10 protein-coding genes are annotated in these 11,906 nt (G+C 71.3%); 5 read left to right on the forward strand and 5 right to left on the reverse strand.

All coding sequences use genetic code 11. The annotated features are described in order from the left end of the window. Positions 1 to 206: 206 nt before the first annotated feature. Positions 207 to 2,324 carry an aminopeptidase P family protein gene (locus BWR60_RS20950; protein ID WP_429913033.1) on the forward strand — a complete coding sequence of 706 codons (2,118 nt, stop codon included), beginning with the start codon at positions 207 to 209 and terminating at the stop codon, positions 2,322 to 2,324. Positions 2,325 to 2,459: 135 nt separating this feature from the next. On the opposite strand, the gene BWR60_RS20955 is transcribed toward BWR60_RS20950, so the two are convergent. Then, the gene (locus BWR60_RS20955) at positions 2,460 to 3,713 is read right to left on the reverse strand and encodes an MFS transporter (protein ID WP_230983128.1); all 1,254 of its coding nucleotides are present in this window, start codon (positions 3,711 to 3,713) and stop codon (positions 2,460 to 2,462) included. Between the two features lie 233 nt (positions 3,714 to 3,946). On the opposite strand from BWR60_RS20955, the gene BWR60_RS20960 reads away from it, so the two are divergent. Further along, the gene (locus tag BWR60_RS20960) at positions 3,947 to 4,786 is read left to right on the forward strand and encodes a phytanoyl-CoA dioxygenase family protein (RefSeq protein ID WP_088152960.1); all 840 of its coding nucleotides are present in this window, start codon (positions 3,947 to 3,949) and stop codon (positions 4,784 to 4,786) included. A gap of 176 nt (positions 4,787 to 4,962) precedes the next feature. Here BWR60_RS20960 and BWR60_RS20965 read toward each other — a convergent pair whose 3' ends face one another. The 3 genes from BWR60_RS20965 to BWR60_RS20975 all read right to left on the reverse strand — a co-directional run bounded on the left by BWR60_RS20965 (position 4,963) and on the right by BWR60_RS20975 (position 8,513). Then, complete coding sequence (locus BWR60_RS20965; RefSeq protein WP_088152961.1) at positions 4,963 to 5,715, reverse strand: SDR family NAD(P)-dependent oxidoreductase; 753 nt, start codon at positions 5,713 to 5,715, stop codon at positions 4,963 to 4,965. Next, positions 5,712 to 7,016, reverse strand: coding sequence for an MFS transporter (locus BWR60_RS20970; RefSeq protein ID WP_088152962.1), 1,305 nt, complete (start codon positions 7,014 to 7,016; stop codon positions 5,712 to 5,714). Before BWR60_RS20970 ends, BWR60_RS20965 begins: the two co-directional genes overlap by 4 nt. Positions 7,017 to 7,115: 99 nt before the next feature. Next, positions 7,116 to 8,513, reverse strand: coding sequence for an MmgE/PrpD family protein (locus tag BWR60_RS20975; RefSeq protein WP_088152963.1), 1,398 nt, complete (start codon positions 8,511 to 8,513; stop codon positions 7,116 to 7,118). 155 nt (positions 8,514 to 8,668) lie between these two features. Here BWR60_RS20975 and BWR60_RS20980 point away from each other — a divergent pair, with 155 nt between their 5' ends. The 3 genes from BWR60_RS20980 to BWR60_RS20990 all read left to right on the forward strand — a co-directional run bounded on the left by BWR60_RS20980 (position 8,669) and on the right by BWR60_RS20990 (position 11,363). Next, positions 8,669 to 9,421, forward strand: coding sequence for an FCD domain-containing protein (locus BWR60_RS20980; RefSeq protein ID WP_088152989.1), 753 nt, complete (start codon positions 8,669 to 8,671; stop codon positions 9,419 to 9,421). A 5-nt stretch (positions 9,422 to 9,426) separates the two neighbouring features. Further along, complete coding sequence (locus tag BWR60_RS20985) at positions 9,427 to 10,815, forward strand: MmgE/PrpD family protein (protein ID WP_088152964.1); 1,389 nt, start codon at positions 9,427 to 9,429, stop codon at positions 10,813 to 10,815. A gap of 128 nt (positions 10,816 to 10,943) precedes the next feature. Beyond that, complete coding sequence (locus BWR60_RS20990) at positions 10,944 to 11,363, forward strand: hypothetical protein (RefSeq protein ID WP_088152965.1); 420 nt, start codon at positions 10,944 to 10,946, stop codon at positions 11,361 to 11,363. A gap of 323 nt (positions 11,364 to 11,686) precedes the next feature. Here the strand turns inward: BWR60_RS20990 and BWR60_RS20995 are convergent, their stop codons facing one another. Then, on the reverse strand, positions 11,687 to 11,887 hold the full coding sequence (locus BWR60_RS20995; protein WP_088152966.1) for a CsbD family protein: 201 nt from the start codon (positions 11,885 to 11,887) through the stop codon (positions 11,687 to 11,689). Between the last annotated feature and the right edge of the window lie 19 nt (positions 11,888 to 11,906).

The following is an 11,906-nucleotide window of genomic DNA, read 5'->3' on the forward strand; positions in this document are numbered from 1 at the left end:
CCGGCCGATGCGCGATAAGGAGTCATCCCGCCCGGCGCCCAGCCCGGGCCGCCCCGCTGACGGACGCGCTGCCGATGACCACCGATCTCGCCGATGCCCTCGCCGCCGCGTCCGCCGACACCGGCGGCCGCTATGACGCCGCCGGGCTGCAGGAGCTGCTGGAGGGCGTGGTCGCCGCCCCCGCGGCGCTGGACGACCGGGAGTGGATGGAGCTGGCGGTGCCGGGCGCGACCGAGGCCCAGGCCAAGCGGCTGCGCGCCGCCAGGGCCGCCGTCGCCGCCGCCCGCCGCCCGGCCGGGCCGAAGCCGGCGGACCGGCTGGCCGCGCTGCGCGGCGCCCTCGCCCGCCTCGGCCTCGACGCCTATGTCGTGCCGCATGCCGACGAGCATCAGGGCGAGTACCTGCCGGCCCGGGCCGAGCGGCTGGCCTGGCTGACCGGCTTCACCGGATCGGCCGGCCTCGCCGTGGTCACCGCCGATCGGGCCGCGATCTTCATCGACGGCCGCTACACCATCCAGGCGCAGCAGCAGACCGACCCGGCGCTGTGGGAGCGACGGCACCTGCACCCAGGAGCCGCACGAGGCCTGGCTGGCGGNCTCGACGCCTATGTCGTGCCGCATGCCGACGAGCATCAGGGCGAGTACCTGCCGGCCCGGGCCGAGCGGCTGGCCTGGCTGACCGGCTTCACCGGATCGGCCGGCCTCGCCGTGGTCACCGCCGATCGGGCCGCGATCTTCATCGACGGCCGCTACACCATCCAGGCGCAGCAGCAGACCGACCCGGCGCTGTGGGAGCGACGGCACCTGCACCAGGAGCCGCACGAGGCCTGGCTGGCGGAGGCCATGCCCAAGGGCGGCCGCGCCGGCTACGACCCGCGCCTGGTCACGGTGTCCTGGGTCGATAAGGCCCGCAAGGCGGTCGAGGCCGCGGGCGGCACGCTGGTGGCGGTCGAGGAGAACCCTATCGACACGCTGTGGACCGACCAGCCGCCGGCCCCGATCTCTCCCACCATCGTCCAGGCGCTGGACGTCGCCGGCCAGGATGCGCGGGACAAGCGGGCCGGGCTGGCCGAGGCGTTGCGCCGCGACCGGCTGGACGCGGTGGTGCTGAGCGCGCCGGAGAGCGTGGCCTGGCTGTTGAACCTGCGCGGCGCCGACGTGCCGCATACCCCGCTGCCGCTGTCCTTCGCCGTGCTGCATGCCGACGGGCTGGTCGACCTGTTCATCGACCGGCGCAAGCTGGTGCCGGGCGTCGACACCCATCTCGGCAACGAGGTGGCGATCCAGCCGCCCGCCAGCCTGGGCCAGGCGCTGGAGGCCCTGGGCCGCGCCGGCAAGGCGGTGCGGATCGACGTGGCCTCGGCCAGCGCCTGGGTGCAGGACCGGCTGAAGGGCGCCAGGGTCGATATCGGCGCCGACTCCTGCGCCCTGCCCCGCGCCCGTAAGAATGCGGTGGAGCTGGAGGGCACCCGCGCCGCCCATCGCCGCGACGCCGCCGCCATGAGCCGCTTCCTGGCCTGGCTGTCGCGCGAGGCGCCGTCCGGCAAGCTCGACGAGGCCGGCGCTGCCGCCAAGCTGCTGGAGTTCCGCGTCGCCACCGGCGCGCTGCGCGACCTCAGCTTCGACACCATCTCCGCCGCCGGCCCGAACGCCGCCCTGCCCCACTACCGCTTCAGCGCCGAGAGCAACCGGCGGATCGAGCCGGGCAATGTCTATCTGGTCGACAGCGGCGGGCAGTACCGCGACGGCACCACCGACATCACCCGCACCATCGCCGTCGGCACGCCGACCGAGGAGATGCGGCGGAACTTCACCCTGGTGCTGAAGGGCCATATCGCGATCTCGACCCTGCGCTTCCCCAAGGGCACCACCGGCTCGCAGATCGACGCCTTCGCCCGCCGGCCGCTGTGGGAGCACGGGCTGGACTTCGACCACGGCACCGGCCACGGCGTCGGCAGCTATCTCAGCGTGCATGAGGGGCCGGCGCGGATCTCCAAGACGCCGAACACGATCGCGCTGGAGCCCGGCATGATCCTTTCGAACGAGCCCGGCTACTACGCCGCCGGCCGCTACGGCATCCGCACCGAGACGCTGGTGGTGGTGCAGCCCTGCGCCGCGCTCAGCGACGACAGCCGCAGCTTCTACGAGTTCGAGACCATCACCTTCGCGCCGATCGACCTGGCCCTGGTCGACGCGGCGCTGCTGACCCCGGTCGAGCGCGCTTGGCTGGACGCCTACCACGCCAAGGTGTGGGACATCGTCGGCCCGCAGCTGGAGGGCGAGGACCGCGCCTGGCTGGAGCAGGCGACCCGGCCGGTGGGGTAAGGCTCCTCCCCTTCCTGTCATGCCCGGGCTTGACCCGGGCATCCAGGGAATGTCGATGCCGCTCTGGGTGGCCCCTGGGTTGCCGGGTCAAGCCCGGCAAATGACAGATGAGGGTGGGGCGCCGGCAGCGTGCCCCTATTCCAGCTCCACGCCCCGCGTTTCCGGCAGCATCAGCGTGGCGCCGATGTCGAGCACGTAGATCACCGCCAGCAGCCCGATCGCCAGGCTGAAGGAATACTGGGAGGCCAAGGCCCCGACCACCAGCGGGCCGAAGCCGCCGACGCCGCGGCCGAGGTTGAACAGCACGCTCTGCGCCGTCGCTCGCGCCTCGGTCGGGTACAGCTCGGAGATCAGTGCGCCGTAGCCGCCGATCATGCCGTTGACGAACAGCCCCATCACCGCGCCGCCGACCAGCAGCGCCGCCGGCGAGTCGAGCTGGGCGTAGACCACGACCATGATCGCGGCGCCGGCCTGGAACAGGATGAAGGTTGGGCGCCGGCCGATGCGGTCGGCGAGATGGCCGAAGGCGCCGATGCCGACGCACATGCCGAGGATGGTCACCACCGTCCACAGCGCCGACTTGGTCAGGGAATAGCCCATGGCTGTCGACAGATAGGTCGGCAGCCAGATCATCAGCCCGTAATAGCCGAAGTTCTGCACCGAGCAGAGGATGAAGACGGCGACGCTGATCCGGGTGGTGCGCGCGTCCTTGACCAGGAGGCCGAGCGCATTGCCCTGGCGCGCCTGTCCTTGACGTATCTGGGCGGCACGGTCGAGGAATAGCGCCGGCTCGCCGATCGTGCGGCGGACGATGAAGGACACGATCGCCGGCAGCAGGCCGATCGCGAACATGCCGCGCCAGCCGATCACCGGCAGCAGCAGCGGCGTGGCCAGGGCCGCGGCCAGCACGCCGGCCTGCCAGCCGAGCCCGACATAGGAGGAGGCGCGGGCGCGGTACTTGGCCGGCCAGGTCTCCGCCACCAGGGCCATGCCGATGCCGAACTCGCCGCCCAGGCCGAGGCCGGCGATGGTGCGGTAGGCCAGCAGGTCCCAATAGCCCTGGGCCAGGGCGCAGAGGCCGGTGAAGACGGCGAAGAGCAGGATGGTCCAAGTCAGCACCCGCACCCGGCCAAGACGATCGCTGAGCATGCCGAACAGGATGCCGCCGGCCACGGCGCCGATCAGCGTCGCGGTCACCAGCGACCCCGATTCGGCCGGGGTCAGCGCCAGCCCGGCGGCCACCGCCGACAGCATGAAGCCCAGGATCAGCAGGTCGAACCCGTCCATGGCATAGCCGACCGCGGAAGCGACCAGCGCCCGCCGCGCCGTCGCATCCGGCCGGTCCGCCTGTACCCCGCCCGTGGTCATGCCGAATTCCGTCGTCGCCATCGCCCCGCCCCCTGCCCCGGTTCTGCCGCTGTCCCAGCATTGTTTCAGTTCGATTGCAAGCAAGAGCGGTGCCATTCCATGCGTGGCCGCACCATATCCCGTCATCGCGAGCCCCGAAGGGGCGTGGCGATCCAGAGATCGTGCCGCTGGATCGCCACGTCGCTGCGCTCCTCGCGATGACGATTTGGTTGCGAGCCGCTAGAGTTCGGCACAACGACTGGCGAGGGCGGGCGATGCTGAGCGAGACGCAGAAGGCGCACTACGAACGCGACGGCTATCTGGTTCTGGACGGCTTCAAGCCGATCGAGGAGATCCGCGCCGTCCGCGCCCGGGCCGAGGCGATCGTCGAGGCCTTCGACCCCGGCGAGTCGGTGTCGATCTTCACCACCAGGGAGCAGGAACGGAAGTCGGACGAGTACTTCCTGACCTCCGGCGACAAGGTGCGCTGCTTCTTCGAGGAGGAGGCGTTCGACGCCGAAGGCCGGCTGCGCCAGGCCAAGGCGCTGTCGATCAACAAGATCGGCCACGCGCTGCACGACCTGGACCCGGTGTTCGACCGCTTCTCACGCGACCCGAAGCTGGCGGCGCTGGCCGCCGATCTCGGCCTGGCCGAGCCGCAGATCTGGCAGTCGATGTACATCTTCAAGCAGCCCGGCATCGGCGGCGAGGTGCGCTGGCACCAGGACGCCAGCTTCTTCGAGACCACGCCGATCAGCGTCACCACCTTCTGGTTCGCGCTGGAGGATGCCGACCGGTCGAATGGCTGCCTGTGGGTCGAGCCCGGCGGGCACCGCGGCCCGCTGCGCGAGCGCTTCCTGCTGGAGGACGGCGCGACGCGGATGGAAAAGCTGGACGCCACGCCCTGGCCGACCGACGCCACCGCGGTGCCGGTCGAGGTCAAGGCCGGTGCGCTGGTCTGCTTCCACGGCCGGCTGCCGCATTACAGCGCCCCGAACCGGTCGCCGGTGTCGCGCCACGCCTACACGCTGCACGTCACCGACGGCCGCACCGCCTATTCCCCGCGCAACTGGCTGCGCCGCGGCCCGGAGATGCCGGTGCGGGGGTTTGCTTAGGTGGAGGGCTTCAGCCGGATCAGGTCATAACCCCGAAATCTAAATACCGTCATTGCGAGCGCAGCGAAGCAATCCAGGGGCCGGTGCGCACCGGCCCCTGGATTGCTTCGTCGGCTTCGCCTCCTCGCAATGACGGCGAGGGAGAAGCGTTGCGAAAACGCTAGCCCACCTTCTCCCTACGACAGGAACGCGCCGCCATTGACGTGCAGGGCCTGGCCGGTGATGTAGCGGGCCGACGGGCCGGCGAGGTAGCGCACCAGCCCCGCCACCTCCTCCGGCGTGCCGCGGCGGCCCACCAGCGTGGCGTGCCGGGAATGGTGCGCCGGCTCGCCGCCGCCGAGATGGGCGCGCTGGGTGCCGATCAGCCCGGGCACGACGCAGTTCACCGTGATGCCGTCCGGACCCAGATCGTGCGCCAGGCCGCGGGTGAAGCCGACGATGCCGGCCTTGGCGGTGGTGACATGCACCCGCCCGGCCGAGCCGGTATGGGCCGACAGGCCGCCGATGGTGATGATGCTGGCGGCATCCGATGCCTTGAGATGCGGCACCGCCGCCTGCGCGGTCAGGAAGGCGCCGTCCAGGATCACGGCCAGCACCTCGTGCCATTCGGCGAAGCTCATCGTCTCGAACGCCGTCTCCTTCCTGAGCGCGGCGTTGCTGACCAGGATGTCGAGCCGGCCGAACGCCTCGACCGCCGCGGCCACCGTGGCCGCCGCCTGGTCCGGCACCGTCACGTCGGCCAGGTGCAGCCGGGCGCGGCCGTCCTTGGCCTCGATCTCCCGCACCACCCCGGCGGCGAGGTCGGCGGAGCTCCTGGCATGGACCAGCACCGCCGCACCGGCGGCGGCGAGGTCCAGCGCGATGGCGCGGCCGATGTTGCGGGCGGCGCCGGTGACGAGGGCGACGCGGCCCTCCAATTCCCGGGTCATGGCGAGGTCCTCAGGGCGTGGGGATGGACGGTGTCGGCCGGCCGGTCCGCCGCTTCCACCGGCCGGTCGGGGCGGACGAAGAAGGCCAGGACGATGCCGAGGCCGAGCAGCGCGATCGACACCAGGAAGGGCGGGCGGTAGCTGCCGGTGGCGTCGAGGATGGCGCCGAAGGCGACCGGCGAGACCAGCGCGGCGACGCCGGCGGCGGTGCTGACGAAGCCGCTGGCGATGCCGGCGAAGCGCGGCGCGATGTCCAGCGGCACGGCCCAGATTGGCGCCTCGGTCATCTCCAGGAAGAACAGGCCGAGGGCGAGGCAGCCGGTGATCAGGGTCTCGCTGTGGATGAACAGCACGCCGCTGAGGCAGACCAGCGAGCAGGTGAAGCCCAGCAGCATGGTGTTGCGCCGGGCGCGGTTGACGTCGCCGGTGCGATGGTAGATCCGGTCGGTGACCAGGCCGCCGACGGTGTCGCCGACCATGCCGGCGATGAAGATGATGCTGGAGAGAACGGCCGAATCCTTCAGGTCGAAACCGTACTCCCCGACGAAGAAGCTGGGCAGCCAGGACAGGTACAGCCACAGCGTCCAGGCATGGCAGAAGAAGGCCAGCGTCACCGGCGCCACCCGCGGGATCAGCCGCCGCCAGGGCACCTCGACGCGGCTGCCGACCTCGCGGTCATGCACCGGCAGCTCGGCCAGTTCCTCCCGGGTCACATCCTCGTGATCGGCCGGGTCGTCACGGAAGTAGTTCCACCACACCGCGACCCACAGGAAGCTGACGACGCCGAGCACGATGAAGGCGCCGCGCCAGCCCAGCAGCGGGATCATCGCCACCACCACCGGCGGCGTCACCGCGGCGGCAAAGCGGGCGGAGGTGTGGGTGAAGCCCTGGGCGAAGCCGCGCCGGGCCTTCGGCACCCAGCGGCCGATCGCGCCGGTCGCAGTCGGGATCGTCCCGGCCTCGCCGATGCCGACCACGAGGCGGGCGGCGATCAGCGTCCACAGCCCGCTGGCGAAGCCGGCCGCCACGGTGCCGGCGGCCCAGAACAGGCCGCTGATCGACAGCATGCGCCGGGCGCCGATGCGGTCGCCGAGATAGCCGGAGACGATCTGGAACAGCGCGTAGCAATAGCCGAATGCGCCGAGCGCCAGGCCGAGCTCGGTGTTGCTGAGGCCCAGCTCGCCCTTGATCAGCGGTGCCGCGATCGACAGGTTCACGCGGTCGACATACATGATGAAATACATCAGGCAGAGCAGGATGAAGACCCTGCCCGTGGCGCCCTTGAAGGCCCGGAAGATCATGGCTTGCCCTCCCTAGGGGATTGCCCGGCCGTTCTTGTCCTTGGTCTTGGCCGGCATGGCGAAGGAGTGGCGGCGCCGGAGGCCTGGCGCCGCTCGGGATCAGCGGGTCTGGGCCATCCGGGCGATGTCGCCGGCATCGGCGAGGGCTTCGAGGTCCCAGCACGCCCGCAGCAGCGCCGCCGTTCCGGCCTCGCCATGCACCGGCTGCACCAGGTCGGTGAACTTCGCCTCGAGGTCGCGGTCGGTCATCGGCCGGGCGACGCTGCCGATGGCATGGTCGACCCGCTTCTGCAGCACCCGCCCGCCCTTCAGCGTCACGGTGACGGCCACGGCATCCGCCGGCATCGCCGGGTCGATCACGGCCGTCACCCGGTCGCGCAGGCCCACCACCTCCGGATCCCGCACCCGCTCGTCGCTGTATTGCGGCTCGCCCGCCCGGCCATCGATGATCGCGACCGCGGCCGAATGGTAGACGCTGAACTTGCCGTCCAGCCCGGTCTTCGGCGCCGTCTTGCCGGTCAGCTCCAGCACCAGCGGGTGGACCTTGAGGTCGATGCGCTCGATCTCCGCCGCCACCAGCCCGTGCTCGTTGCGCAGCTGCACGCAGCCGTCGATCGCCGGGTGGATGACGATGCCGCAGGCGAAGGGCTTGTAGCTGTTCAGCAGGATCTCGTTGCGGCGGCCGAGGTCACCGGTGATCTCATCGTAGTTGCGATGCGTGCTGGTGACGTTGGCCCAGCCGCGCTTGGCCTCGATCCCCTGCTCCGAGCTGGTGTAGCCGCGCTGGGCCAGCAGCGCCGCGGTCAGGCCGTTCTGCGCCGCCCGGCCGGGATGGAAGCTCTTGGTCATGGTGCCGAACATCTCGCGCAGCCCGACCGGCTGGGTCGCGGCCAGGCCGAGCGCCCAGACCATGCGCTGCTCGTCCAGCCCCAGCAGCTTGCCGGCGGCCGCCGCCGCGCCGAACACGCCGGTGGTGCCGGTGATGTGCCAGCCGACATGGTAGTGGTCGGGATAGACCGCGTTGCCGATGCGGCATTCGACATCGACGCCCAGCACCAGGGCGTTGAGAAAGTCGCGGCCGCTGACCGGCCGCAGTTCGGCCAGCGCCAGGATCGCCGAGGCCACCGGGCCGGCCGGATGGATCACCGTCTTCAGATGGGTGTCGTCGAAATCGAAGACATGCGAGCTGATGCCGTTGATCAGCGCCGCGTGCAGCACGTCCATCCGCTCGGCCCGGCCGAGGATGCCGGCCTGGGCCGGCCCGCTGAACGGCGACAGCGCGTCGATCGCGATCGACACCGCCTCATGCCGGGCTGAGCCGACGGCGCAGCCGAGCCAGTTCAGGAAGGTGCGCAACCCCTCATGCCGGACATCGGCCGGCAGGTCCTCATACCGGGCGGCGGCGAGATGCCGCGCCAGGATGCGCGTCACCGCCGGCGGCAGCTCGACGGAGGCAGGGTCGGATGGGCCGTGGGCCGCGGCCGTGGCGGTGCTCATTCTCGGTCTCTCTCGTCTCTGGGTCGCTCGGGGTCGTCGCGGGCGGGGCCGCCTGAGGATCCCTGCGTCGCTCCTGGTCAATTACATATTGTCGACAATCTTGCAATCGACAATCTCCATTCACACATCCGGCGGGCTGATCTATGGTGCGCGCCATGACCCCGCCCCTCGCCTCCCCGCTGGAGCTGCTGCGCTCCCTCACCCTCTCCGGCCTGGTGCAGGAGGAGATCCTGCGCCGCATCAAGGCCGGGGAGATCGCCGCCGGCTCGCGCCTGAACGAGCTGGAGCTGTCGCAGCACCTGCAGGTCAGCCGCGCCCCGGTGCGCGAGGCGCTGCGGGCGCTGCAGGAGGCCGGGCTGGTGCGGCTGGAGAAGAACCGCGGCGTGTTCCTGCGCGAGCTGTCGGACACCGAGGTGGCGGAGCTGTACGCCCTGCGCGCCACGCTGGATGAGATGGCCGGCCGGCTGCTGGCGCCGCGGATCGGCCAGGCTGAGGTGCTGGAGCTGAAGCGGATGCTGGCGGCGCTGGAGAGCGCGTCGATCCGCGACGGCGTGAACGGCTATTTCCCGCTGAACATCGCCTTCCACGACCGGCTGGTGGAGATGACCGGCAACGCGACGCTGCTGGAGATGTATCGCCAGGTGGTGAACCGGATGCATCTGGTGCGGCGGCAGAGCTTCGCCACCGCCGGCAGCAGCGCCGCCTCGCATGACGAGCACCGCCGGATCCTGGAGGCGCTGCAGACCGGCGATGCGGAGGCGGCCGGCGCCGCCATGCGCGGCCATGTCGAGGGCGGTTACGCCCGCAACATCCTGGCCCGGGCGCATGACCCGGCCGATCCCGACCACGATCCCGCCATCGTCGCCGGCCCGGCGCCGCGACGCCGCCCCGCTGCCCGGAAGGCATAGACCCCATGACCGCCAACACCCTGCCCGCCGCCGGCCATGCGGTGGCCGAGCAGCTCGGCCGCTGGATCGCCGGCACCGAGGCGCGCGCTTTGCCGGACGAGGCGGTGGCCACCGCCCGCCGGCTGCTGCTGGACGTCGCCGGGCTGTGCGTCGCCGGCCGGCGCGAGGACTACATCGCCGCCACGCTGCAGGCGGCGGACGGCACCGGCGGCTGCACCGCGCTGGGCCATGCCCGGCCGCTGACCGCCTTCGACGCGGCGCTGGTCAACGGCACCGCGGCGCATGGCGAGGATTACGACGACACCTTCGAGGGCGGCCCGGTCCATTCCGGCGCGGTGATCGTGCCGGCGGTGCTGGCCGCCTGCGAGCGCGAGCGGCTCGGCGGCGAGGCGCTGCTGCGCGGCATCGCGGTGGGGGCGGAGCTGATGTGCCGGATGGCGCTGGTGGCGCCGAAGGCGATCCACACCGCCGGCTTCCACCCGACCGCCGTGCTGGGCGCCCTGGCCGCCGCCGGCGGTGTCGCGGCCAGCCTGGAGCTGCCGGCCGACCAGGCGGCGTCGGCGCTGGGCATCGCCGGCAGCATGGCCGCCGGCATCATCGAATACCTGGCCGAGGGCACCTCGACCAAGCGCATGCATGCCGGCTGGGCCGCCCAGTCCGGCCTGCGCGCGGCGCTGATGGCGCGCGGCAGCTTCGCCGGCCCGCGCACGGTGCTGGAGGGGGTGCACGGCTTCTACAAGGCCTTCGCGCCGTCGCGGCAGCCGGACTTCGCGCCGCTGCTGGACGGGCTGGGCCGCGACTGGGTGATGGCCGGCATCGCCTTCAAGCCCTATGCCTGCGGGACCATGACCCAGCCCTTCATCGACTGCGCCATCCGGCTGGCGCGGCAGGGCGTGCGGGCCGAGGAGATCGTCGCGATCACCTGCAATGTCGGCGAGGGCACGGTGCACCGGCTGTGGGAGGACCTGGCGGTGAAACACCGGCCGCCCACGCCCTATGCCGCCAAGTTCAGCACCCCCTTCTGCATGGCGGTCGGCTTCTTCGACGGGCGCGCCGGCTTCGGCCAGTTCACCGAGGCGCGGATCCGCGACCCGCAGGTGCTGGCCCTGGCCGCGAAGATCCGCTACCGCATCGACCCGGCGGACGAATACCCGAAGAACTTCACCGGCCAACTCGCCGCCACGCTGGCCGACGGACGGGTGGTGGAGATCCGGCAGCCGCATCTGCGCGGCGGCGCCCGCGAGCCATTGAGCGATGCGGAGCTGGAGGCCAAGGCCCTGGACAACCTGCGCTATGGCGGCTGGGACGACGACCGGGCCGAGGCCGCGCGGGGCTGGTGCCGGGACGCCTTCGGGGCCGCCGACCTCTCCGCCCTCGCCGGTTTCCGGGGCTGACCGGGGCCGGTCCCGGCCGCCGCGCGGTTTTGCCTGGACCCACAAGGGCTTGCATCCCGCCGCGGCTTCATCCCATCCTTGCCGGCAACAGGTTCCGCCAGGAACCGACCGCAAGCCGGGAGGGACCCATGGTCAAGGCCGTGTTGACCGGGACGGATGACCAGGGCGGTGCCGTGTCGATCCCGAAGGGCGACATCGTCTTCATCCGCGAATCCTACCGGTCGGGCGAGATCCCCGGCCGCACCAAGATCGATTTCGGCACCGCCGCGACGGAGCAGGAGGCCTATCTGGTCGATTCGCTGACGACGGTGCTGAAGAAGCTGGGCAACGGCGTGGTGGTCGCCCGGCTGACCACGCCGTCGGGCACGCCGGTGCACATCGTCGCGGCCCGGGTCGAGGGCGTGCGGGCGCCGCAGAGCTGGCACCACCCGAGGGCGCGCACGGTGCTGCTGGCCCGTGGCCGCGAGATCCAGGTGCGCGAGGAGCGCGACCTGGTGCTGCGGCGGATCAACGCCGCACGGCCGGAGCGGGCGAAGCCGATCGCGTAGAGCGGGTGATGACGAGCAGATCATGTGGAGGGCCACATTGGCGTTGCCTCTCCCGCAAGCGAGACTTTTTCATAACGCTTCCCCTTGCCGTCATTGCGAGGAGGCGAAGCCGACGAAGCAATCCAGGGGACGGTGCGCACCGGCTCCTGGATTGCTTCGCTGCGCTCGCAATGATGGTGTTGGGAAAGGGTCTCGCTTGCGGGAGAGGCCACGCCAAGATGCGGGACATCCCGCCGTTCTTCGGCCGGGCGCGCTGACGTGATCCAACAGACAGAAACGGGCCGGGAAGAGCCGGCCCGTCCTGCGATAGCGCATCCCGAGGGTCAGTTCATGTTGCGGGACCAGTCGTCGACCTGGCGCTCGGCCTCTTCCCTGGCGATGCCGTAACGCTCCTGGACGCGGCCGACCAGCTGGTCGCGCCGGCCGTCGAGCACGTCGAGGTCGTCGTCGGTCAGCTTGCCCCACTGCACCTTGGCCTTGCCCTTCATCTGCTTCCACTGGCCGGAAATCTGGTCCCAGTTCATCGCGATCTCCTGTCTCGAG

The organism is Inquilinus limosus (assembly GCF_002195995.1).
GTDB classification, from domain to species: domain Bacteria; phylum Pseudomonadota; class Alphaproteobacteria; order DSM-16000; family Inquilinaceae; genus Inquilinus; species Inquilinus limosus_C.

Bases quoted from the DNA above. Each gene is read 5' to 3' on its own strand.
- BWR60_RS20965 (WP_088152961.1), bottom strand. From the start codon at position 5,715: ATGACCCGGGAATTGGAGGGCCGCGTCGCCCTCGTCACCGGCGCCGCC.
- BWR60_RS20990 (WP_088152965.1), top strand. From the start codon at position 10,944: ATGGTCAAGGCCGTGTTGACCGGGACGGATGACCAGGGCGGTGCCGTG.
- BWR60_RS20960 (WP_088152960.1), top strand. From the start codon at position 3,947: ATGCTGAGCGAGACGCAGAAGGCGCACTACGAACGCGACGGCTATCTG.
- BWR60_RS20970 (WP_088152962.1), bottom strand. From the start codon at position 7,016: ATGATCTTCCGGGCCTTCAAGGGCGCCACGGGCAGGGTCTTCATCCTG.
- BWR60_RS20955 (WP_230983128.1), bottom strand. From the start codon at position 3,713: ATGGCGACGACGGAATTCGGCATGACCACGGGCGGGGTACAGGCGGAC.
- BWR60_RS20995 (WP_088152966.1), bottom strand. From the start codon at position 11,887: ATGAACTGGGACCAGATTTCCGGCCAGTGGAAGCAGATGAAGGGCAAG.
- BWR60_RS20975 (WP_088152963.1), bottom strand. From the start codon at position 8,513: ATGAGCACCGCCACGGCCGCGGCCCACGGCCCATCCGACCCTGCCTCC.
- BWR60_RS20985 (WP_088152964.1), top strand. From the start codon at position 9,427: ATGACCGCCAACACCCTGCCCGCCGCCGGCCATGCGGTGGCCGAGCAG.
- BWR60_RS20980 (WP_088152989.1), top strand. From the start codon at position 8,669: ATGACCCCGCCCCTCGCCTCCCCGCTGGAGCTGCTGCGCTCCCTCACC.